Annotated in this window: 23 protein-coding genes and 1 tRNA gene; 18 read left to right on the forward strand and 6 right to left on the reverse strand. The window is 68.9% G+C overall.

Annotation, left to right across the window (positions count from 1 at the left end):
• Positions 1–8: 8 nt before the first annotated feature.
• From V7D63_RS07410 to V7D63_RS07420, 3 genes are read right to left on the reverse strand one after another with little or no spacing between them, the layout of a single operon-like run.
• The gene (locus tag V7D63_RS07410) at positions 9–584 is read right to left on the reverse strand and encodes a demethoxyubiquinone hydroxylase family protein (RefSeq protein ID WP_333591628.1); all 576 of its coding nucleotides are present in this window, start codon (positions 582–584) and stop codon (positions 9–11) included.
• Entirely contained in the window at positions 574–1113 is a 540-nt protein-coding gene (locus V7D63_RS07415; RefSeq protein WP_333591629.1) for a disulfide bond formation protein B, read from the reverse strand. Before V7D63_RS07415 ends, V7D63_RS07410 begins: the two co-directional genes overlap by 11 nt.
• Positions 1114–1148: 35 nt before the next feature.
• A complete protein-coding gene (locus V7D63_RS07420) occupies positions 1149–1724 on the reverse strand; it encodes a YqaA family protein (protein ID WP_333591630.1) in 576 nt (191 codons plus the stop codon).
• A gap of 246 nt (positions 1725–1970) precedes the next feature.
• Between V7D63_RS07420 and hppD the strand changes: the two genes are divergently transcribed.
• Together hppD and V7D63_RS07430 are read left to right on the forward strand one after the other, a co-directional pair.
• Positions 1971–3035 (forward strand): 4-hydroxyphenylpyruvate dioxygenase, encoded by a 1065-nt coding sequence (gene hppD / locus V7D63_RS07425; RefSeq protein ID WP_333591631.1) that lies wholly within the window; start codon positions 1971–1973, stop codon positions 3033–3035.
• Entirely contained in the window at positions 3036–3221 is a 186-nt protein-coding gene (locus V7D63_RS07430) for a hypothetical protein (protein ID WP_333591632.1), read from the forward strand.
• Between the two features lie 6 nt (positions 3222–3227).
• Here V7D63_RS07430 and V7D63_RS07435 read toward each other — a convergent pair whose 3' ends face one another.
• Complete coding sequence (locus V7D63_RS07435; RefSeq protein ID WP_333591633.1) at positions 3228–3449, reverse strand: hypothetical protein; 222 nt, start codon at positions 3447–3449, stop codon at positions 3228–3230.
• 19 nt (positions 3450–3468) lie between these two features.
• On the opposite strand from V7D63_RS07435, the gene V7D63_RS07440 reads away from it, so the two are divergent.
• The 13 genes from V7D63_RS07440 (at position 3469) to V7D63_RS07500 (ending at position 15944) form a co-directional block, all read left to right on the forward strand.
• Positions 3469–4539 (forward strand): isoaspartyl peptidase/L-asparaginase family protein, encoded by a 1071-nt coding sequence (locus tag V7D63_RS07440; RefSeq protein ID WP_333591634.1) that lies wholly within the window; start codon positions 3469–3471, stop codon positions 4537–4539.
• A complete protein-coding gene (locus tag V7D63_RS07445) occupies positions 4536–5006 on the forward strand; it encodes a methyltransferase family protein (RefSeq protein ID WP_333591635.1) in 471 nt (156 codons plus the stop codon). Before V7D63_RS07440 ends, V7D63_RS07445 begins: the two co-directional genes overlap by 4 nt.
• An 89-nt stretch (positions 5007–5095) precedes the next feature.
• Positions 5096–6046: a hypothetical protein gene (locus V7D63_RS07450; protein ID WP_333591636.1), complete on the forward strand. Its 951-nt coding sequence runs from the start codon at positions 5096–5098 to the stop codon at positions 6044–6046.
• Positions 6043–6303, forward strand: coding sequence for a hypothetical protein (locus tag V7D63_RS07455; protein WP_333591637.1), 261 nt, complete (start codon positions 6043–6045; stop codon positions 6301–6303). Before V7D63_RS07450 ends, V7D63_RS07455 begins: the two co-directional genes overlap by 4 nt.
• A gap of 60 nt (positions 6304–6363) precedes the next feature.
• Positions 6364–7059, forward strand: a complete 696-nt coding sequence (locus V7D63_RS07460; protein WP_333591638.1) for a hypothetical protein — start codon at positions 6364–6366, stop codon at positions 7057–7059.
• A gap of 110 nt (positions 7060–7169) precedes the next feature.
• A complete protein-coding gene (locus V7D63_RS07465; protein WP_333591639.1) occupies positions 7170–8180 on the forward strand; it encodes a fumarylacetoacetate hydrolase family protein in 1011 nt (336 codons plus the stop codon).
• Between the two features lie 66 nt (positions 8181–8246).
• The gene (locus V7D63_RS07470) at positions 8247–8783 is read left to right on the forward strand and encodes a DUF1453 domain-containing protein (protein WP_333591640.1); all 537 of its coding nucleotides are present in this window, start codon (positions 8247–8249) and stop codon (positions 8781–8783) included.
• Positions 8780–9598, forward strand: a complete 819-nt coding sequence (locus tag V7D63_RS07475) for an energy transducer TonB (protein WP_333591641.1) — start codon at positions 8780–8782, stop codon at positions 9596–9598. Before V7D63_RS07470 ends, V7D63_RS07475 begins: the two co-directional genes overlap by 4 nt.
• A 201-nt stretch (positions 9599–9799) precedes the next feature.
• Positions 9800–9884, forward strand: a tRNA-Leu gene (locus tag V7D63_RS07480).
• A gap of 67 nt (positions 9885–9951) precedes the next feature.
• Complete coding sequence (locus tag V7D63_RS07485; protein ID WP_333591642.1) at positions 9952–11202, forward strand: multidrug effflux MFS transporter; 1251 nt, start codon at positions 9952–9954, stop codon at positions 11200–11202.
• Positions 11203–11256: 54 nt separating this feature from the next.
• Positions 11257–13227, forward strand: a complete 1971-nt coding sequence (locus tag V7D63_RS07490) for a M1 family metallopeptidase (protein WP_333591643.1) — start codon at positions 11257–11259, stop codon at positions 13225–13227.
• Positions 13224–14879: an amidohydrolase gene (locus V7D63_RS07495; protein ID WP_333591644.1), complete on the forward strand. Its 1656-nt coding sequence runs from the start codon at positions 13224–13226 to the stop codon at positions 14877–14879. Before V7D63_RS07490 ends, V7D63_RS07495 begins: the two co-directional genes overlap by 4 nt.
• A 93-nt stretch (positions 14880–14972) precedes the next feature.
• Positions 14973–15944, forward strand: coding sequence for a complex I NDUFA9 subunit family protein (locus V7D63_RS07500; RefSeq protein ID WP_333591645.1), 972 nt, complete (start codon positions 14973–14975; stop codon positions 15942–15944).
• Positions 15945–15948: 4 nt separating this feature from the next.
• On the opposite strand, the gene V7D63_RS07505 is transcribed toward V7D63_RS07500, so the two are convergent.
• A complete protein-coding gene (locus tag V7D63_RS07505; RefSeq protein ID WP_333591646.1) occupies positions 15949–16755 on the reverse strand; it encodes an undecaprenyl-diphosphate phosphatase in 807 nt (268 codons plus the stop codon).
• Between the two features lie 29 nt (positions 16756–16784).
• On the reverse strand, positions 16785–17918 hold the full coding sequence (locus V7D63_RS07510; RefSeq protein WP_333591647.1) for a citrate/2-methylcitrate synthase: 1134 nt from the start codon (positions 17916–17918) through the stop codon (positions 16785–16787).
• 142 nt (positions 17919–18060) lie between these two features.
• On the opposite strand from V7D63_RS07510, the gene V7D63_RS07515 reads away from it, so the two are divergent.
• From V7D63_RS07515 to queG, 3 genes are all read left to right on the forward strand, one after another.
• Positions 18061–18981 carry a cation diffusion facilitator family transporter gene (locus V7D63_RS07515; RefSeq protein WP_333591648.1) on the forward strand — a complete coding sequence of 307 codons (921 nt, stop codon included), beginning with the start codon at positions 18061–18063 and terminating at the stop codon, positions 18979–18981.
• Between the two features lie 36 nt (positions 18982–19017).
• Entirely contained in the window at positions 19018–19701 is a 684-nt protein-coding gene (gene fzlA / locus V7D63_RS07520) for an FtsZ-binding protein FzlA (protein ID WP_333591649.1), read from the forward strand.
• A gap of 142 nt (positions 19702–19843) precedes the next feature.
• Positions 19844–20950: a tRNA epoxyqueuosine(34) reductase QueG gene (gene queG / locus V7D63_RS07525; RefSeq protein ID WP_333591650.1), complete on the forward strand. Its 1107-nt coding sequence runs from the start codon at positions 19844–19846 to the stop codon at positions 20948–20950.
• Positions 20951–20981 lie beyond the last annotated feature (31 nt).

Raw genomic sequence — 20981 nt, forward strand, 5'->3', positions numbered from 1 at the left:
GGGAGGATTTAGACCTTCTCGCTGATCTTGATCGCCGCGCGGCATCCGACCTTGATGACCGCGCTCAACAGTCGATGGCCCGGCGCGTCACGGCTTCCGTGTTCGACGGCGTGATCGTGGTGGGCCAGCTCTTCCTCGCGGAACCGCGCCAGTTCGGCGGCCAGGTCCGGGTCGCGCTCAGCCAGTTCGGCGACCTGGTCGGCATAGTGTTCCTCGATCACGGCCTCGACCGCCTCGGTGCAGGCGTGGGCGGCCTTCTCGCCCATCAGGGCCGTGCCCGCGCCCAGACCCGCGGCCGCCAGCCGCCAGATCGGCGTCATCGCCGTGGGCCGCACGCCGCGCTCATTCAACAGGGCGTTGAAACGATCCAGATGGACCTGCTCCTGGGCCTCCATCTCGGCCATGTCGGCGCTGATCGTTTCGCGGCCGGATCGGCCCTGGAAGACGGCGCGCTGGGCGCGATAGATCTGGACGGCGGCGTATTCCCCCGCATGATCGACGCGCAGGATCTCGGCCATGCGGCGACGGCTCTCGCCCCGGCCGGGACGGGCCAACGGGATGCGGCGTGTGGTTTCAGTCGACATTGCGCGGCGCCCTGGCGTCCTTGGGCCGTTTGGCGGCCAACAGGCTGAACACGGCCAGGGCCACTGAGATCAGGAAATTCCATCCTGCCATCGAAACGCCCAGCCAACTCCAGGACACGGCGTCGCACATGGCGACCTTGGGCGCGGTCCCGACGCCCAGCGCCAGAGAGGTCAAGCCTTCCAGGCTGATGTCGCCACCTGCGGCGCAGGCGGCCGGCAGGTCCCACCACTTCAACTCGCCCCCGGCGTGGAAGCCCGCCGTGATCGCGCCCGTGGCGAAGACGGCGGCCAACAGGAAGGCGGCGATTCGCGGCGTGCCCCGGCTGGCGCGGCTGACCAAGGCCCACAGGGTGGCGATCAACGAAATGGCCGCCGCCCCCCAGAAGACCTCGCGCTGCTTGAGGCACAGGTTGCAGGGCGCCAGGCCCGCGAACCGTTCAAACGCATGGGCGGCGCCCAGCATGGCCAACGACGCCGCCAGGGCGAAGGCGGTCCACCAGCGGGTCACAAGGCGGTACAGGCCGATCATGACGCCTTCCTAGCCGACGCTTGGCCTCACGTCGATCAGATGAAGCGCACCGCGACGATGGTCCCGACCAGGACCGCCACGAAGATGAAGGTCCACAGCGCCAACCGCTTCTCGACCACCTCCAGCATGGCCGGGCCGAAGGTCTTGACCACGAAGGCCACCAGGAAGAAACGCGCCGCCCGCGTGATCACCGACAACAGGATGAACAGCGGCAGGTTGAAGGCGAATATCCCCGCCGCGATGGTGATGAGCTTATAGGGGATGGGCGTCAGCCCCTTGATCAGGATCACCCAGGCGCCGTGCTGCTGGAACAGGGCCTTGGACGCCTCGAAGGTGTCCGCCTTGCCCATGACGGCCAGCAGCCACATGCCCGCCGGCTCCAGGAAATGGCCGATGGCGTAGCCCAACAGCCCCCCCAGAACCGAGGCGATGGTGCACACCATGGCGTAGAAATAGGCCCGGTCGGGCCGTGTCACGACCATGGGGGCCAGCATCACGTCCGGCGGAATGGGAAAGAAGCTGCTCTCGGCGAACGACACGGCGGCCAGGGCCTTGGTCGCGTGTTTGTGGCGGGCCAGGCTCATGACCCAGTCGTAGAGTTTGCGAAGCATCCGTCGATCCCGTTTGCACGGCGGCTCTAGCAGGCCCCGGCGTCGCTTGCATCCCCGCGCACGCCGAACTGCGGCGGCGATCCCGACGGGGCGGGCCTGGGGGCGTCGCACAGGGGCGGCGATCATGAGATAACCCAGGCGGGCGTCAGGCTCGACGGCCGCCGGATAGGTTGTGAGACGCCTCGTCTTGGCTTTCCGATCTCAAATCCCTAGGTTCCCGCCGACCGAAAAACTCAGGAGGCCGACATGACCGCCAACCCGACCGATCCGATGGGCCTGGACGGCTTCGAGTTCGTCGAATTCGTCAGCCCCGACCCCGCCGCCATGCGCGCCCATTTCGAGAAAATGGGCTTCGTCGCCTCGCACACCCGCCCCGACGGCGGCGTGGTGCGGATGAAACAGGGCGACATCAACTTTCTGATCAACACGTCGGACGGCGCCAGCGCCGTGGCTTTCCGCGACGCCCACGGGCCGTCGGCGGCCGGCATGGCCTTCCGCGTCAAGAACGCCGCCGAAGCCTACGACCGCGCCATCCAGAACGGAGCCAAGCCGGCCGAGGCGCCGAAGAATGCGCTGGGCGACTATCCCTATGTGCTGCAAGGCATCGGCGGGTCGCTGCTGTATCTGGTCGATCAATGGGGCGCCGAAACCCTGTATGACGGCTGGACCGAGACCCCGGGCTGGCGCGAGGCTGAGACCGGCAACAACGTCGGCCTGACCCTGCTGGACCACCTGACCCACAACGTCCGCAAGGGCCAGATGCGGACCTGGTCGGGCTTCTACGGCGATGTCTTCGGCTTCTCCGAGCAGAAGTATTTCGACATCAAGGGCAAGGCCACGGGCCTGTTCTCCCAGGCCATGGTCGCGCCGGACGGCATGATCCGCATCCCCCTGAACGAGAGCCAGGACGAGCAGAGCCAGATCGAGGAATTCCTGCGTCGCTACAACGGCGAGGGCATCCAGCACATCGCCCTGCACACCGACGACATCTTCGAGACCGTCGAGGAGATGAAGCGGCGCGGCATCGCCTTCCAGGACACGATCGAGACCTATTTCGACCTGATCGACAAACGCCTGCCGGGCCATGGCGAGGACGTGGCGCGGATGCGCGAGAACCGCATCCTGATCGACGGTTCGGATGAAGACGGCCTGCTGTTGCAGATCTTCACCCAGGACACCTTCGGCCCGATCTTCTTCGAGATCATCCAGCGCAAGGGCAATCAGGCGTTCGGCGAGGGCAATTTCCAGGCCCTGTTCGATTCCATCGAGCTGGACCAGATCCGCCGCGGCGTCATCAAGGTCGACGCCTGAATGAAGCTGCGGCCGCCGATGTGGCTGCCCTGGCTGGGACCGGTCGCGGCCGCCGCGGCCGGCGCCCTGGCTGGCGAAGTCTGGCTGGGCGGCGGCTTCTGGACGGTGCTGGGCGCCGGCCTGGTCTGCGGCTTCACGCCGATCATCGCCTATCGAATCTGGAAGCGCCTGCACCACAGGCGATAGGCGGGATCAGGCCTCGACCAATTCCATCCGGCGTTCGACCCGTTCGAGGCGCTGGTCGAAATTATCCATCCGACGGTTCAGGCTGTTCACATTCGCTTCGAGCGAAGTCAGACGCACCTTGATGTGGTGCGTGTCTTCCTTGAGGTTGCCCATCTCGGTTTCCAGGCGCGTCAACTGAGCCTGGATTTTCTGAAGCATGGGCACGACGATGTCAGTGACCTCGGACATAGGCGAAGGATAGTCGAAAATGCGCGAACATACAATGAACGCCGCTATCGCCGCCGCCGTGCTTCTGCTGTCCGCCCTGCCCGCGATCGCCCAGGAGCCGCCCCGCTGGTCGCTGGCCATCCACGGCGGTGCGGGCGTGATCGAGCGCGCCGGCATGACCCCGGAACAGGACGCCGCCTATCGCGTCGCCCTGAACCGCGCGCTGGAGGCCGGGGCCGCCGTGCTGCGTGACGGGGGCGCGGCCATGGACGCCGTCCAGGCCGCCGTCGAGGTGATGGAGGACGATCCCCTGTTCAACGCCGGGCGCGGCGCGGTCTTCACCGCCGCCGGGCGCAATGAGTTGGACGCCGCCGTCATGGACGGAACCGACCTGCGCGCCGGTTCGGTCGCGGGCCTGACCCGCACCCGGCATCCGATCGCCGCCGCCAGGGCCGTGATGGAGCGCTCGCCCCACGTCATGCTGGCCGGAGAGGGCGCTGACGCCTTCGCCGCCTCGGTCGGGCTGGAACAGGTCGACCCGGCCTGGTTCTTCACCGAGCGCCGCTGGCAGAGCCTGGCGCAAATCCTGCGCCAGCGCGGCGATCCGATCCCGCCGCGTCCGGCCGGAGCGCCCGCGCCCGGCGGCGCCATGGCCGAAGCCGCCCAGCCGCCGTTGAACGAGCGCAAATACGGCACGGTCGGCGCCGTGGCCTTGGACGTCCAAGGTCGACTGGCCGCCGCCACCTCGACCGGCGGCACCACCGGCAAGCGCTGGGGCCGCATCGGCGACGCCCCGGTGATCGGCGCGGGCACCTATGCTTCAAACACCGACGGCTGCGCCGTCTCGGCCACCGGCGCGGGCGAATATTTCATCCGCTCCACCGTCGCCCGCGACATCTGCGTCCGCACCCGGGAAGGCGCGACGCCGCAGCAGGCGGCCGAAGCCGAGATCGCCGACGTCGGCTCGATCGGCGGCGACGGCGGGGTCATCGTCATGGGCCGCGACGGGACCTTCGGCTTCGCCATGAACACCTCGGGCATGTATCGCGGCGCTGTCGGCCAGGACCGCCCGGCGACGGTCGCCATCTACGGCGACGAGGCCCCGCGGTGAGCAATCAGAACCATCCCGGCGTCATCGCGCCGCCGCCGCTGATCTATTTCGGTTTCCTGTTCCTGGGCTGGGGCCTGGGGCAGTGGGTCGGCGACCACACGCTAGGCCTGGCGCTGGAGTGGCGGCGCGGCGTAGCCGTGGTCCTGATCATCGGCGGCCTGATGCTGGACGGCATGGCGGCCGGGACCTTCCGGCGCTTCGGCACGGCGCCCGAGCCGTGGAAGCCGTCGACGGCCCTGGTCGAAAGCGGTCCCTATCGGTTCAGCCGCAACCCCATCTACGTCGGCTTCGCCGTGACCTATGCGGGCCTGGCCGTGGCGATGGACAGCCTGTGGGCGCTGGCCCTGCTGATCCCCTGTCTGGTGGTGATCGACCGCTGGGTCATCCTGCGCGAGGAGCGGTATCTGGAATCGCGCTTCGGCCAGCCGTATCGCGACTATAAGGCCCGCGTCCGTCGATGGCTGTGAACGGCGGTTCGGCCGTCGCCCGCTCTGACGAACATTGATCTCTTGAACCGTTTCCGGTGATGATCCGGCGACACTGGGGGGAGGCCATGATGAAATCGATCCGCGCCCTGTTCGCCGCCGCCGCCATAGGCTGCTTCGCCCTGACCATAGCCGCGGCCCTGCCCGCGACCGCCGCGGCCCAAGCGCCGTCCGATCGCCAGGTGGCGCTCTATCGCGACCTGATGGAGGCCAACGGCGTCGCGCACAACGCCAGACAAGCCGTCGCCGCCATGCGCGCGGCCGTCGCCCAGAGCGCCGTCGAACGTAAGGGGTCGCCCCTGACCTCGGCCGAACAAACCCGGCTGGACGCCGTCACGGCCTCGGTGTTCAGCGCCGAGCTGGAAAATGTGCTGAACGACATCGCCCGCACCCAGTCCACAGGCTTCACCGAAGCCGAGATATCGGAACTGATCACCGTCAACCAAAGCCCGGCGGCCGTGCGCTACAACGCCGCCAGATTCGAGGGCGCCGACACGGAAGGGGCCGAGATCCAAAACTATATGGTCGACGCCGTGGTCGCCTCCATCAACACCTATAACGCGGGGGCGGCGCCGACCCCCGCCGCCGCCAATCCGTCCGATGCGGACACGGCCCTGATCCAGCGCATCGCCCTTGCCCGCAGCCTGTTGGAGGCCGACGGCACGGCCGAGACGGCCATCAGCTTCGTGCGCAAGAACCACCGCATCCTGATCGCCCGGGAGATCAACAAGCACATCGAGGTCAACACCCTGCCCGCGGAAGATCGCGCCCGCCTGACGACCATCATCAACGCTGAACTGGCGACGCTGACCGATCGCATATTGCAACTGTCGGCGGTCAGATACGCCCAGACGTTCAGCCGCGCCGAGCTGGCCGGCCTGATCGCGGCCTATGACATCGAGGCGCAACGCAAGCTGACGGCCATGCGCATCAGTGACGACGGAAGCCTGGATCGGCGGGCCGAGGCCGCCTTGCAGGCCGCCACCCAGCGCGCCCTCACGACCTTCGAGAGCGGATCATGACGGCGTCCGCCGACGAACTGTCCATCATGGCTGAAGAGGAACTGGCCGCCGCCTGCGCCCTGCCTTTCGCCGAAATCCTGAAGATCACGCCGTGGGGCGACAGTTTCGTCGGCTTCGCCCCCTCCGGCCGCGAGGTCGAGGTGGAGCGGCGCTACCTCTGGGCCGAAACCCCTCAGGGTCCCGTCGTGGTCGAGGTCGAGGTGCGCGACCTGGCCGGCCGCACCGGCGCCGAAGCCCGCCGCACCCTGGCCCGTTAACCTTTTCCTTGCGGGTCGCCATTCGGCAGGCAAGATGGCTCCAGTAGAGGGAGCATCCGCATGGGCGTGCCAGTGAACGGAGCGGATTTCGGCGCGGATCGGGCCTTCGAGCCGGTGAACGCCCACGTCCTGTTCAGCCTGCCGCCGATGATGTTGGCCCTGCTGGTGTTGCTGGGCCTGGCCCTGTTCGCCCTGGGCTGGTTCCTGAAGGAGGCCCAGTCGCCGCGCCGCCGCGACGACGCCGACACGATCTGGAAAGCCGTCGACGACGCCTTGAAAGCGGCCATGAAGGCCGACGGCGCCGCCCTGATCGGCAAGGCCGAAGATCTGAAGAAGGTCATCGACAAACGGCTGGGCGCGACCTTGAAACTGGCGGGCGGCCTGGCCGGTCCCGTTGCGGCCTTGAAGGCGGCGCTTCAGGGGGAAGCGCACGATTCGCACGGCCACGACGATCACCACGGCGGCCATGACGATCACGGCCACGGCCACGACGACGCCCATCACGACGACCACGTCGCCGAAACCCGGCATGAGGCGGGACCGGTGACCCAGGTCACCATCATCAACGGCGCGCCGACCCACGGCGACAAGGGTCATGGCGACGACCACAAGCCGCACAAGCCTTCGCCCCTGACCCCGCGTGAGCGCGACCACGCCCTGCGGCTGGCCGTCGCCGACCTGAACGAGCATTGGCGGCACAAGGCCGACCGCATCGGCGAACTGCGCGCCGCCCATGACGAACTGTCGGCGGACTAGGGTCCGCACGCGGTAGGCGCGATAGACGCCATAGACTCGATAGACCCTGTTTTTCTCATCATGCACGGACCCTGGTTCCCCTCCGCGCGGAAACCGCCTAAGCCGGTCTCATGAAGCTCGCCTCTCTGAAGCATGGCCGCGACGGTCGCCTGGTGGTCGTTTCGGACGACCTGAACTGGTTCACCGACGCCTTCCTGATCGCCCCGACCTTGCAGGCGGCGCTGGATGACTGGGACCGCTGCGAACCCCGCCTGCGCGCTCTGGCCGCGAGCCTGGAGCACGAGGCCGTGCCGCGCGGCCGCTTCCATGAACGTGAGGCCGCCGCCCCCCTGCCGCGCGCCTATCAGTGGGCCGACGGCTCGGCCTATGTGAATCACGTCGAACTGGTGCGCAAAGCGCGCGGCGCCGAAATGCCCGACAGCTTCTGGACCGACCCCTTGATGTATCAGGGCGGCTCGGATTCCATGCTGGGTCCGCGCGACGACATTCCCCTGGTCGACGAAGCCTGGGGCTGCGACCTGGAGGCCGAAATCGTCGTCGTCGTCGGCGACACGCCCCAGGGCGTGACCCGCGAACAGGCGCTGGATCACATCCGCCTGGTCGGCCTGGTCAACGACGTCAGCTTGCGCAACCTGATCCCCGGCGAACTGGCCAAGGGTTTCGGCTTCGTCCAGTCCAAGCCGGCCAGCGCCCTCTCGCCTGTCTTCGTGACGCCAGACGCGCTCGGAGACCGCTGGAAGGACGGCAAGCTCAGCGGCGCCTTGTCGGTCCAGGTCAACGGCCAGGATTTCGGCCGCGCCGACGCCGGGGTCGACATGACCTTCGATTTCGGAACCCTGATCGCCCACCTGGCCAAGACGCGGTCGCTGGGCGCCGGTTCGGTGATCGGTTCGGGCACCGTGTCCAACCGCGACGCCGACGGCGGTCCCGGCCGTCCGGTGGCCGAGGGCGGCCTGGGCTATAGCTGCATCGCCGAGGTGCGGATGGTCGAGACCATCCTGCGCGGCAAGCCCGAGACCCCGTTCCTGAAACACGGCGACACCGTGCGCATCGAAATGCTGGACGACCGCCATCACTCCATCTTCGGCGCCATCGACCAGACGGTGCGGCCGGTCGGCTGACCGGTCCCGCTTTTCCGCGCCGCCGGAACCGCATAGGCTCGGCTCCCTAAGCTCTGGGAGGGCCTGATGGACCCGCAGCACTACATCCCGCTGATCGTGATCGCGGTCATGCTGCCGCTGATGTTGTTGCGCAACCGGCGGCCGCGCGTCCTGCATCCTCAGCGGATGTGGATCATGCCGGTCCTGATGTGCGCCCTGATGGCCCTCGCCATCTGGGGAACCTGGATGCAGCCGGGTCTTTCGCACGCGCCCTTCACGCCGCTGGACTGGACCGTGCTGGCGGCCGGGGTGCTGCTGGGCGGCGTGGCCGGCTGGTGGCGGGGCAAGATGACGACCATCGAAAAACACGCCGACGGCGTGCTGAAGGCCCAGGCCTCGCCGGTCGGCCTGATCCTGATCATCGGCCTGTTGCTGGGCCGCCGCGCGCTCAGCGCCTGGCTGGAGCCGCACGCCGCCTCCCTGGGTCTCAGCGCCATGGCGGTCGCCGACGCCTTCCTGCTGTTCGTGGCGGCGATGATCGTGATGCAGCGGGTCGAGATGTACATCCGCGCGCGCCGCATCCAGTCCGGCGGAACCGACGCCCATGTGGAGACGACGGCATGAGGGCGGTCATCACCCTGCTTGCCGTCTCGGCCCTGGCCCTTCCCGCCCTGGCTCAGGACGCGGGGGATGACTGGGACCTGCATCAAGCTTCGCAACTCGGGTTGACTCAGGCCGTGCTCGCCTATGAAGGCGCGCCCACCTTAACCGCGCGTTGCGCCTCCGGGTTCCTACAGGTGGTCATCGGCGACTTGCCCCCAGCCACAACCGAAACGCGGGCGCTGTCGCTCGAGTACGGCGACGTCAAGCTTTCGCGGTGGCGCGCGGTGAGCGACGGCGCTGTCGCGGACTTGAACGCCATGACCATGCGCACCCTGATGGCAGGCGGCGAACTCGTTTTGACGGTTCGGGACAGTCAGCCGTCTCGCCGATATCGGCTGCACGCCCCGGTCATGTCGCCGACTGTCGGCCGTGTGTTGAGCGCCTGCGGCGCAGCTTTATCCAGTGATCGTGACGTCGCCGTGCGCGCGCAACGCCTGATGGCGGACCAAGCCGAAAGTCCTCCACCTAGCTCCGCACCGCCCACCTGGGTGCACCGTCCGGTCCCCCAGTATCCCGAGACCGCTCTTCAGCGCGGCGTCGAAAGTGGCCAGGTCGCCCTGAGTTGCTACGTCATGCCTGACGGCACCCTACGCGACTGCATCGTGGACACCGAATACCCTGTCGGCTTCAATTTCGGCGCCGAAGTCTTGCGTAGCGCGCGCGACGCCAGACTGACGCCCCGAGCGGCCGAACCGAGCGGAACGGACCCCATGATCAGCTTCTCCCTATACCTACAGGCTGAGCCTTTGAGCGGCAGTCGGAGGGAGGCCCCGTAAAATTGAAATTCAAGCCTGCAACGGCTCTACCGAAGACGCCGGGTAGGTCGAACAGGCGACATGATCTCACAGTCAACCGTGACACAAGCCGCTCCGGCGCCGGCGCCACCCGCCTCAGCGATCAACGTCAGCGCGCCGGTCATTGACCGCTTGCGCCACGGCGCGCCATCGCTAGATTGCGCCGCCTTGAACCGGACCTGTGCGGGTGTGGTGAAACTGGTAGACGCGCCGGACTCAAAATCCGGTTCCGCAAGGAGTGTCGGTTCGAGTCCGACCACCCGCACCATTCGGTCGTCCCGAATTTTGGCCGCGCCGTGTCTTGCGGCCCGTGGCGGGGCGCCCATCTGGTCTCGATGACCCCGCCCATCGCCGACACTGCGCCCAAGGGGCCGGGCTTTCCCGAATTCGTCTGTCTGATCGCCTGTCTGATGGCGCTGAACGCCCTGGCGATCGACGCCATGCTGCCCGCCCTGCCGATGATCGGCGAGGCCCTGGGCGTCGTGCGCGAGAACGACCGGCAATGGATCATCACCGCCTATCTGCTGGGCTTCGGCGTCAGCCAGGTGATCTATGGACCGCTAGCCGACCGCTATGGCCGCAAGCCGATATTGATGATCGGCGTCGGCCTCTATGTGCTGTTCAGCGCTCTGGCCGCCTTCGCCCCGACTTTCGAGACCCTGATCCTGGCGCGCATCGGCACGGGCGTCGGGGCCGCGTCGCTGCGGGTTCTGGCCGTCTCCATCGTGCGCGACCGGTATCAGGGACGCACCATGGCGCGGGTCATGTCGCTGAGCTTCCTGGTCTTCCTGGGCGTGCCGATCCTGGCGCCCAGCATCGGGGCGGCGGTGCTGACCGTGGCGCCCTGGCCATGGATCTTCGGCGTCCTGGCGTTGGCGGGATCGGCGGTGATGGTCTGGGCGGCGCTGCGTCTGCTCGAAACCCTGCACCCCGAGGACCGTCTGCCGATCCAGCCCGCGCGCATCGCCGGGGCCTTCCGCCAGGCCCTGACCAACCGCCAGTCCATCGGCTATACCCTGGCCATGACGGCGATCACCGGGGCGCTGTTCGGCTTCATCAACTCGTCGCAGCAGATCTTCGAGCACGTGTTCGACGCGGCCGACGTCTTTCCCCTGGTCTTCGCCGGGATCGCCGGAGGCATCGCCGGGGGCACGCTGCTGAACGCGACCTTCGTCGAGCGTCTGGGCAGTCGGCTGATCGCCCACACGGCCCTGATCGCCTTCACCGGGGTCGCCGCGATCCATGCGACGGTCTCGGCGCTCGGCTTCGAGACCCTCTGGACCTTCGCCCTGTTGCAGGGGCTGACCATGTTCTGCTTCGGCTTCATCGCCGGGAACATGGGATCCATGGCCATGGAGCCGATGGGCCATATCGCCGGCACGGCCAGTTCGGCCCAGGGCTTCATTTCGACCACCTTCGGCTCGTTGCTGGGCTTCGCCATCGGCCAGCAGTTCTCGAACAGCGCCACCCCCATGGCGACGGGTGTCGCCGTGTGCGGCCTGGTCGCCATCGGCTTTTCGTTCTGGGCAGAGGGCGGGCGGTTGTTCACGGCGCGCAACGCGCGGCCTCACGCGCCCGCGACTTGATCTTTCGTCCGGTTCGGGGCGTTGTCCGCACCGAACCAAGACGAGGAAACGCCCATGTTCCGCAAGACGGCCGGTCTGGCCTCCGCCCTCATGCTGTCCACCAGCCTCGGGGCCTGCGCCCAGTTGAGCGGTCTGATGCCCGGCCAAGCGGACGCGACCCCGCCGCCGCCCGTCGCCGCGGCTGCGACGCCGTTTGAATACGTCCGCGACATCCACTCCCACGCCCGGCCCGAGATCGCCCGCGTGGTCCATGTCGACCTGGACCTGAGCGCCGACTTCGACGCCAAGGTGCTGTCGGGCGCGGCGACCCTGGACGTCACGGCCGAGCCGGGGGCGACCGAGCTGATCCTGGACGCCCGCAACCTGGACATCCGCTCGATCAAGGACGGCCAGGGCCGCGCCCTGCATTTCATGATGGGCGAGAACGACCCCATCCTGGGCCAGGCGGTGCGGGTCCACTTCCCCGCCTTCGCGGCCGGTGAGCGTCGCCGTTTCATTGTCGACTACGCCACCCGTCCCGATGCCGCCGCCCTGCAATGGCTCAACCCCAGCCAGACGGCGGGCGGCCAAAAGCCCTATCTGTTCAGCCAGGGCCAGGCCATCCTGACCCGCACCTGGGTGCCGACCCAGGACAGCCCCGGCATCCGTCAGACCTGGAGCGCCCGCATCACGGCGCCGTCGGACCTGAAGGTGGTCATGTCGGCCGAGGCCCTGACCCCGCGCGGCGAGGCGGCGGGCGCGGGCCGCACCGCCTGGCGTTTCCGCGAACCGAATCCGGTGCCGCCCTATCTGATCGCGGTCGGCGTCGGCGACATCGCCTTCGAGGGCATCGACGAACGCACCGGCGTCTGGACCGAGCCGTCGCGTCTGCGCGCCGCCCATGACGAACTGGTTCCCACCGCCGACATGGTCGACAAGGCCGAGGCCCTGTACGGACCCTATCGCTGGGGCCGCTACGATCTTCTGGTCCTGCCGCCCAGCTTCCCGTTCGGGGGGATGGAGAATCCCCGCATGACCTTCGCCACCCCGACCATCATCGCCGGGGATCGGTCGCTGGTCAGCCTGGTGGCGCACGAACTGGCGCATAGCTGGTCGGGCAATCTGGTGACCAACGCCACCTGGTCAGACTTCTGGCTGAACGAGGGCTTCACCGTCTATTTCGAGAACCGGATCATGGAGTCGGTCTATGGCCGCGACCGCGCCATGCAGGAGCAGGTGCTGGGCTGGGGCGATCTGCAACGCACCCTGGCCAGCCTGCCCGCCGCCGACACCCGGCTGAAGATCGACCTGACCGGGCGCGATCCCGACGACGGCCTGACCGACATCGCCTATGAGAAGGGCGCCGCTTTCCTGCGCACCATCGAACGCATCGCGGGCCGCCAGCGGTTCGACGCCTGGCTGCGCGGCTATTTCGACCGTCACGCCTTCCAGCCCATGACCACCGAGGGCTTCCTGAAGGACATCCGCGAGAACCTGATCAAGGGCGATGCGACGCTGGAGTCGCAACTGATGATGGACGCCTGGATCTATCAGCCGGGCATGCCGTCCAACTGGGTCCCGCCAGTGTCCGACGCCTTCGTGGCCGTCGACGCCGCCGCCCGCGCCTTCTACGCCGACAAGGGTCCGGCCTCGGCCGTGCCCTGGGCCGGATGGAACACCCAGCAGCGCCAGCGTTTCCTGAACTGGCGTCCGCAAGGTCTGGCGGCCGGGACCGACTGGCTGACCGAGGGTCAACTGGCCGATCTGGAGCGCACCCTGAACCTGGCCAATGAGGGCAACAGCGAACTGACCTTCGCCTGGCTGCAGATCGCCCTGGCCCACCGCTATCAGCCCTCGGTCGCCACGGCCGAACGCTTCCTGACCACCATGGGGCGGCGCAAATTCGTCCTGCCTCTGTTCACCACCCTGTGGAACGAGGGCGACTGGGGTCGGCCGATCGCCACCCGGATCTACGCCGAGGCCCGGCCGCTGTATCACCCGGTGACCACCGGTTCGGTCGATGCGGTGGTGGGCAAGCCGCAGTGAGGTCCGCCGCCGCCCTGGCCGCCCTCGCCCTGCTGATCGCCGCTCCGGCGGCGGCGCAGGATCTGCTGATCCGGGGCGGGCCGATCTATACGGGCGTCGATGGCGCCGCGCCCGCCGAGGCCGTGTTGGTGCGTGACGGCCGCATCGCCTGGGTCGGCGCCCTGGCCGATCAGCCCGCCGTTCCGGCCGACGTCCCGACCGTCGATCTGAAGGGGGCGGCGCTGTTCCCCGGCTTCACCGACGGCCACGCCCATCTGGACGGGATCGGCTGGCGCGAGCTGACGCTGAACCTGGAAGGCGCCGCCTCGATCGCCGAGGCCATGCAGCGGCTGAAGACCTGGGCCGAGACGCACCCGGACGGTCCCATCGTCGGGCGCGGCTGGATCGAGACCCACTGGCCCGAAGGCCGCTTCCTGAACCGCCACGACCTGGACGCCGCGGCGCCCGGCCGGATCGTTCTGTTGAGCCGGGCCGATGGTCACGCCGTGGCCGTCTCCACCCCGGCGCTTCAGGCCGCCGGGATCACCACCCAGACCCAGGCCCCCTTCGGCGGCGAGATCCACCGCGAGACCGACGGCGCGCCCACCGGCCTGCTGATCGACGCGGCCGAGCAATTGGTCGCCCACCTGACGCCGCAGCAGGATGCTGCGGCGAAACGGAACGCCTATCGCGCCGGTTTCCGGGTCGAGACCGCCTATGGCTGGACCGGCCTGCATTTCATGAGCGCGCCCTGGGGCGACATCCCCATGTTGGAGCAGATGGCCGAGGCGGGCGAGGCGCCCTTGCGCCTGTACAACAGCATCACCCCCGACGGCGCCCGCGAGCTGATCGCCCAGGGTCCGCGCAGCGTCGCCGACGGCCGGGTCGTCACCCGCGCGATCAAATTCTACGCCGACGGCGCCCTGGGTTCGCGGGGCGCGGCCCTGTTCGCCCCCTATGCCGACGCCCTTCACACCTCGGGCCTGATGCAGACGACGGCCGAGGAAATGGCCCCCCTGTATCGCGAGGCTCTGCGCGCGGGCATCCAGGTCGCCACCCACGCCATCGGCGACCGGGGCAATTCGGAGGTGCTGAACTGGTACCTCCAGGCCATGGGCGAGGTTCCGCCGGACCAGCGCCGCGTCCGTGATCCGCGCTGGCGCATCGAGCACGCTCAGATCCTGCGGCCGCGCGACGAGGTGATGTTCACCGGCCTGGGGGTGATCCCCTCGATGCAGCCTAGCCACGCCATCGGCGATCTGCATTTCGCCCCGGCCCGTCTGGGTGACGCGCGGCTGGACGGCGCCTATGCCTGGCACAGTCTGGCGGCGCTGGGTCTGCCGGTCGTCGGCGGGTCGGACGCGCCGGTCGAACGGGGCGATCCCCTGATCGAATTCTACGCCGCCGTCGCCCGCCGCGACCTGAACGGCTTCCAGGGTCCCGACTGGCGTCCGAACGAGGCGGTGGACCGCGCCACGGCGCTGAAGATGTTCACCCTGTGGCCCGCCTACGCCAGCTTCCGCGAAGCCGAACTGGGCACCATAGAGGTCGGCAAGCGCGCCGATCTGACCGCCTTCTCGGTCGATCTGATGACCGCCCCCTTCGCCGACATTCCGAAAGGCCACGCGGTGCTGACGGTGGTCGACGGCGTGGTGGTGTATCGGAAACAATGACCCCTCACCCCCTCGGCGGAGGGGGTGATCGTGGTGCGTTGCGGCTCACCGGCACATCGCCTAAACCCCGGTCACGCAATTCTGGAGCGCATGATGGCTGTTTTCGGTTCGGGTCTGGTGACCGTGTTCGGCGGCTCCGGCTTCATCGGCGCCCAGGCCGTGCGCGCCCTGGCCAAGAAGGGCTGGCGCATCCGCGTCGCCGTGCGCAATCCGGTCACCGCCAATGAGCTTCAGCCTCTGGGCGACGTGGGCCAGATCCAACTGATGCGCTGCGACGTGACCCGGCCCGAGGACGTGGCCCTGGCGCTCAAGGGCGCCGACGCCGCGGTCAATCTGGTCGGCACGCTGTATGAAGCCCCCGGCCGCAGCTTCCGCAAACTGCACGTCGACGCCGCCGAAACCATCGCCACGGCCGCCCGGACGGCCAAGATCGACCGTCTGGTCCAGGTCTCCTCCATCGGCGCCGACAGCCACAGCCCCGCCGCCTATGCCCGTTCCAAGGCCGAGGCCGAGGTCCTGACGCGGCGCATTCGCCCCGACGCGGTGATCCTGCGTCCGTCGATCGTCTTCGGCATGGGCGACGGCTTCCTGAACCGCTTTGCCTCCATGGCGACCTGGTCGCCCGTCCTGCCTCTGATCGGCGGCGGCGAGACCCGGTTCCAGCCCGTCTATGTCGGCGACGTGGCCGAGGCCGTGGCCCAGGCCGTGATCCGCCCCGACGTCGCGGGCCAGACCTATGAACTGGGCGGCCCGGCCGTCTACAGCTTCAAGGATCTGATGCGGCTGATCCTGCGCGAAACCAGCCGCGATCGGCTGTTGTTCCCCCTGCCCTTCTTCGCGGCCCGCATCATCGGCTCGGCCGCGCAAATGAGCGCCCTGGTCGGCTTTGCGCCGCTGCTGACCCGGGACCAGGTGCTGATGCTCGAAACCGACAATGTCGTGGCCCCCGACGCCCAGGGCCTGGACGCGCTGGGCGTCCAGGGCACGGGGCTGGAGGCCATCGCCCCGTCCTATCTCTGGCGCTACCGTGTCGGCGGCCAGTTCGCCGAACGCCCGGCGCTCTAAAAGCCTAGAGCGTTCCGGTCCAGATCAGGGCCAGGCCGATCACGCCGACCACGATGCGCCACCAGGCGAAGGGCGCGAAGCCGTGCTTGCCGACGAAGTCGATCAGCGTCTTCACGATCACCAGGCCGCTCAGGAACGACACCACGAAACCAATCCCCAGCACCGGCAGGAAGTCGGCCGTCATCAGGTCGCGGCTCTCCCAGAAGTCCAGGGCGAAGGCGCCGACCATGGTGGGTATGGCCAGAAAGAAGCTGAACTCGGCCGCCGCCTTCTTGTCCACGCCCTGAAGCAGGCCGCCGACGATGGTGGCCCCCGAACGCGACACGCCGGGAATGATCGACAGGCATTGCCACAGGCCGATGCCCAGCGAGGTCTTCCAGTCGAAAGCCATGGCGTCATGGCTTCTGGGTTTCGGCGCCCAGCGCTCCAGCGCGATCAGGGCGAAGCCGCCGACGATCAGGCTGATGCAGACGATGGTCGGGTTGAACAGCACCGTCTTGATGAAATCATGGAACAACAGGCCGACGATGGCCGACGGCAGGAAGGCCAGCAGCACCGAGACCGTGAACCGCCGTGCTGACGGGTCCTTGCCCGGCAGGCCGATCAGAACCTTCCACAGTCGGCCGAAATACAGCGCCACCACCGCCAGGATGGCGCCGAGCTGGATCATGACGATGAAGGTGTTCCACGGCTCGTCGGGCAGGCCGAGAATCGCCTTGGTCAGCAACAGATGGCCCGTGGAGGAGACCGGAATGAACTCGGTCAGGCCCTCGACCAGGCCCAGGATGATCGCCGCCAACCAGTCCGACATGACGCCCCGCTATCGTGGAAAGGTCCGGCTCAGTTGGCGCCGGGTTCGGGTCCCACATAGCGCAGTCGCGCCCGAATAGGCGAGCCGTCCGCCGCCTGATCCAGCGCGTGGGCCAGCATGCCCGCCAACCGCGCGATCAGCAGCAGGTCCAGCGCCCCTTCGCGCGGCAGCTCCAGCTTGCGGCCGACCAGGGCCAGGGCGAAGGCCAGGCCCGAGGGCCGATCCGCCAGGGCCTCGGCCCGCTCGCGCACCGCCGCCAGATCGGGCGGCAGGGCCGCGTGCGCCAACAGGGCCGCGGCGCGCGGATCGCCTTGGGACCAGGCCGGGTCGGTGAAGTCCAGCCCCGCGATCCGCTCCGCCTCCAGCCGTCGCCCCGAATCGCGTCGCGCATCGACGATCACGGCGGTCGCCGCCTCGACCGCCGAGGCGGTCGGGCATCCGGCCAGGGTCGTCAGGCCGGCCAGGGCCGCCCCGGCCAGGGGCGCGCCCCCGGCGGCGGCGGCGCGCGCGGCCACCACGGCGTCGCCGACCGGCGCATCGGCGGCCAGCACCAGGGCGCGACGCAACAGGTCCTGATCCCGTTCCGCGACCTTCCAGCCGCGCGCCAGCCGTTGATGGAAATGCAGGCGTGGACCGGGTCCGGCCACGACGTCCACCGCCTCGTTCAGCACCGAGGCCGCCTCGGCGCGCATGGCCGCCGGGTCCAGACCTCGGCTCGACCCGCCCTCGACCGCCCGCCGCGCCAGAACGGCGAACAGTCTTTGACGCGGCTGGGCGCCGCCCACGGCGTCCACGCGCGGCTTGACCAGGGCGAAGGGGTTGTCGCGCGCGTCCCACAACAGCCGGGCCGTCGTCTCAAGCGTCGCCTGGTCCGACAGTTGGACCGCGTCCAGCCCGCGATAGAACAGACGCCCGTCGGCCGCCACGCTGACGGCCGAGCGCATCTCGGCCTCGCCTCGCCCGGCCGCACGGGCGAAGGGCATGGGCCGGGGCGCCTCGCCGCCGGTCAGACGGGCCACGTCCTGGGCGTCGTATTGGCTGCGACGGGGATCGACGGGGTCGGGGCGGGCGGCGATGCGGCCGCGGCTGACATAGGCGTACAGGGTCTGGGTCTTGACCCCCAGACGCGTCAACGCCTCCTCGCGTGCGATCCAGCGTTCCATCGCCATCCGTCGCCGTGACGTCGATCCCCCGAGATCGACGATCCATGAGCGCCCGACCATGCGGCGGTTTCATGACGCGAGGATTAACCGATCTCCGAGCGCGCCATTGGCAAGGCTTCGGCTTTCGGCGAGAAGGACGGCGATGACCGCCGACGCCGCCCCGCCATCCGCCGATCCCCACGCGGTCAATCGCGAGGTCACGCGGCTGTCCGTCATCGTGGCCGTGATCCTGATCGCGCTGAAGGCCTTCGCCCTGGGGGCCTCGGGTTCGGTGTCCATCCTGGCCTCGCTGGCGGACTCCGCGCTGGACCTGGCCGCGTCCCTGGCCACCTTCTACGCCGTGCGCTGGGCCGCCCAGCCCGCCGACGACGACCATCGCCACGGCCACGGCAAGGGCGAGGCCATGGCCGCCCTGGTCCAGTCGGGCCTGATCTTCGCCTCGGCCGTCTTCATCGCCTGGGAGGCGGTGGCCCGCATGGTCGAACCCCGGCCGGTCACGGGCGGCGGCTGGAGCGTCGCCGTCATCGTGATCTCCAGCCTGCTGACCGCCTGGTTGATCTGGCGTCAGAGCCGGGCCGTGGCCGCGACCGGCTCCATGGCCGTGGCCGCCGACCGCACCCATTACGCCGCCGACATGGCCGCCAACGCCGTGGTCCTGATCGGCGTGGTCTCGGGCGCCTGGTTGAACGCGCCGGGGCTGGACGCCGCCGCCGGCCTGGTGGTGGCCGTCTGGCTGTTCTGGGGCGCTGTCGGCCTGTTGCGCGAATCCGCCGACCACCTGCTGGATAAAGAGGTGCCAGACGCGGATCGCATCGCCGTCACCACCGCCGTCATGGCCGATCCGCGCATCACCGGCGTGCACCAGTTGCGCACGCGCATGGCCGGGACGACGCTGATGATCCAGATGCACGTCGATCTCGACCCGACGCTCAGCCTGATGGCCGCCCACGACATCGTCGTCGAGGCCGAGCACCGCATCCTGGCCGTCCGCCCCGGCGCGGACATCCTGATCCATCCCGACCCGCACGGGCCGGAGACGGCGGTTCCCGCGTCAACGCAGTAAACGACCGCTTAAGGCCCTATGGGCCATGACGTCGCAATGGCGTCGACCATCCTGTATCATTTCGCCTTCGATCCCGGCTCGCGCGCCGTGCGCCTGGCGCTGGGCGAGGCCAAGGTCGCGTTCGACGAGACCCCCTGCCGCCCGTGGGAGCCGGACTGTCCGCTGCACGCCCTGAACCCGTCGGGCATGCCGCCTGTGGTTCAGACCTCGATCCAGGGCAAGTCGGTCACCCTGTGCGAACCCGCCGCCGTCCTGGGGTGGCTAGAGGATCAGTCCAAGGAGCCTCTGCTGCTGGCCGCCGATCCGGCCGAACGGGCCGAGGCGCGCCGATTGAACGCCTGGTTCGACCGCCGCTTCACCGACGACGTCGGCGCCGTTCTGCTGCATGAACGGATGGAGAAGCCGCTGCTGCGCCTCGGCCCGCCCGAGGCCCGGATGCTGCGCGAAGGCCGCGAGGCCTTGAAGGGCCACCTGATCGTGCTGGAGACCCTGGCCGGCGCCCGCGACTGGCTGGCGGGCCGCCGCCTGTCCCAGGCCGATCTGGTCGCGGCCGGTCATCTGTCGGTGCTCGACTATTTCGGCGAGGTGTCCTGGGGGTCCTATCCGGCGCTCAAGACCTGGTACATGAAGCTGAAGTCCCGGCCCTGTTTCCGCCCGCTGCTGGCCGATCGCTTCCCCGGCGTCGCCCCGGCGGCGTGGTACGCCGAACTGGATTTCTGAGTTCCATTTCCCTCGTCATCCTCGGGCTTGTCCCGAGGACCCATGGTAAGTGCGGACTCGACCCCAGCCATCGGCCCTCTTTCGTGCTCCATCGTCCGCCCCCCAGCCACACCCACCATGGGTCCTCGGGACAAGCCCGAGGATGACGGATGTGCGCGACCACATCCGCAAGGCGGCCCAGGCCCTGGGCTTCGACGCCTGCCGCTTCGCCTCGGCGGCCGCGCCGTGGGCGGCGGGCGACCGCCTGCACGCCTTCGTCGAGGCGGGCCGTCATGGCGACATGGGCTGGATGGAGACGACCCGCGAGCGCCGCGTCCACCCCACCGCCATGTGGGACGGCGCCCGTTCGGCCGTGGTGCTGGGCCTGAACTACGGGCCGGGCGAGGACCCCCTGCCGCAACTGGCCGACCGATCGGCCGGGTATCTGTCGGTCTATGCGCGCGGCGACGACTATCACGAACTGATCAAGGGGCGGCTGAAGACCCTGGCCGGCCAGATCGCCGCTCGCACGGGTCAGGACGTCAAGGTCTTCGTCGACACCGCCCCCCTGATGGAAAAGCCGCTGGCCCAGCGGTCGGGCCTGGGCTGGCAGGGCAAGCACACCAATCTGCTCAGCCGCGAGCACGGCAATTGGCTGTTCCTGGGCGTCATCCTGAGCGCCGCCGACCTGACGCCCGACGAGCCGGAGACCGAACACTGCGGTTCATGCCGCGCCTGTCTGGACGCCTGCCCGACGAACGCCTTTCCCGCGCCGTTCCAGCTCGACGCCCGGCGCTGCCTGTCCTACCTGACCATCGAGTTCGCCGGGCCTTGGCCGGTCGCGTTCCGCACGGCGACCGGTGCGCGCATCTACGGCTGCGACGACTGTCTGGCCGTCTGTCCCTGGAACAAGTTCGCCCAGGCCTCGCATGAGGGCCGGCTTCAGGCCCGCGACGCCCTGGTCTCGCCGCGCCTGGCCGATCTCTTGGCGCTGGACGACCCCGCCTTCCGCGCCCTGTTCACCAAAAGCCCGGTCAAGCGCATCGGCCGCGACCGCTTCATCCGCAACGTTCTGTACGCGGCGGGCAACAGCGACGACCCGGCCCTGATCGCGCCGGTCGTCGCCCTGCTGGACGACCCCGCCCCCGTGGTGCGCGGCGCGGCGGCATGGGCCTTGTCACGCCTGTTCCCCGAAGGCTTCGCCACCGAGCGGATGGCGCGGGAAGGGGATGAGACGGATGCGGATGTGCGGAAGGAATGGCGCATCTAACTCCCTTCTCCCGCGGGGAGAGAAGGAAATC

Origin of the sequence: Brevundimonas sp. (assembly GCF_036732845.1) — a bacterium.
In the GTDB taxonomy this organism is placed as follows: domain Bacteria; phylum Pseudomonadota; class Alphaproteobacteria; order Caulobacterales; family Caulobacteraceae; genus Brevundimonas.

Excerpts from the sequence above, each read along its gene's own strand:
- V7D63_RS07410 (WP_333591628.1), bottom strand. The coding sequence starts at position 584 with ATGTCGACTGAAACCACACGCCGCATCCCGTTGGCCCGTCCCGGCCGG.
- V7D63_RS07415 (WP_333591629.1), bottom strand. The coding sequence starts at position 1,113 with ATGATCGGCCTGTACCGCCTTGTGACCCGCTGGTGGACCGCCTTCGCC.
- V7D63_RS07420 (WP_333591630.1), bottom strand. The coding sequence starts at position 1,724 with ATGCTTCGCAAACTCTACGACTGGGTCATGAGCCTGGCCCGCCACAAA.
- hppD (WP_333591631.1), top strand. The coding sequence starts at position 1,971 with ATGACCGCCAACCCGACCGATCCGATGGGCCTGGACGGCTTCGAGTTC.
- V7D63_RS07430 (WP_333591632.1), top strand. The coding sequence starts at position 3,036 with ATGAAGCTGCGGCCGCCGATGTGGCTGCCCTGGCTGGGACCGGTCGCG.
- V7D63_RS07435 (WP_333591633.1), bottom strand. The coding sequence starts at position 3,449 with ATGTCCGAGGTCACTGACATCGTCGTGCCCATGCTTCAGAAAATCCAG.
- V7D63_RS07440 (WP_333591634.1), top strand. The coding sequence starts at position 3,469 with ATGCGCGAACATACAATGAACGCCGCTATCGCCGCCGCCGTGCTTCTG.
- V7D63_RS07450 (WP_333591636.1), top strand. The coding sequence starts at position 5,096 with ATGAAATCGATCCGCGCCCTGTTCGCCGCCGCCGCCATAGGCTGCTTC.
- V7D63_RS07455 (WP_333591637.1), top strand. The coding sequence starts at position 6,043 with ATGACGGCGTCCGCCGACGAACTGTCCATCATGGCTGAAGAGGAACTG.
- V7D63_RS07460 (WP_333591638.1), top strand. The coding sequence starts at position 6,364 with ATGGGCGTGCCAGTGAACGGAGCGGATTTCGGCGCGGATCGGGCCTTC.
- V7D63_RS07465 (WP_333591639.1), top strand. The coding sequence starts at position 7,170 with ATGAAGCTCGCCTCTCTGAAGCATGGCCGCGACGGTCGCCTGGTGGTC.
- V7D63_RS07470 (WP_333591640.1), top strand. The coding sequence starts at position 8,247 with ATGGACCCGCAGCACTACATCCCGCTGATCGTGATCGCGGTCATGCTG.
- V7D63_RS07475 (WP_333591641.1), top strand. The coding sequence starts at position 8,780 with ATGAGGGCGGTCATCACCCTGCTTGCCGTCTCGGCCCTGGCCCTTCCC.
- V7D63_RS07485 (WP_333591642.1), top strand. The coding sequence starts at position 9,952 with ATGACCCCGCCCATCGCCGACACTGCGCCCAAGGGGCCGGGCTTTCCC.
- V7D63_RS07490 (WP_333591643.1), top strand. The coding sequence starts at position 11,257 with ATGTTCCGCAAGACGGCCGGTCTGGCCTCCGCCCTCATGCTGTCCACC.
- V7D63_RS07500 (WP_333591645.1), top strand. The coding sequence starts at position 14,973 with ATGGCTGTTTTCGGTTCGGGTCTGGTGACCGTGTTCGGCGGCTCCGGC.
- V7D63_RS07505 (WP_333591646.1), bottom strand. The coding sequence starts at position 16,755 with ATGTCGGACTGGTTGGCGGCGATCATCCTGGGCCTGGTCGAGGGCCTG.
- V7D63_RS07510 (WP_333591647.1), bottom strand. The coding sequence starts at position 17,918 with ATGGAACGCTGGATCGCACGCGAGGAGGCGTTGACGCGTCTGGGGGTC.
- V7D63_RS07515 (WP_333591648.1), top strand. The coding sequence starts at position 18,061 with ATGACCGCCGACGCCGCCCCGCCATCCGCCGATCCCCACGCGGTCAAT.
- fzlA (WP_333591649.1), top strand. The coding sequence starts at position 19,018 with ATGGCGTCGACCATCCTGTATCATTTCGCCTTCGATCCCGGCTCGCGC.
- queG (WP_333591650.1), top strand. The coding sequence starts at position 19,844 with ATGACGGATGTGCGCGACCACATCCGCAAGGCGGCCCAGGCCCTGGGC.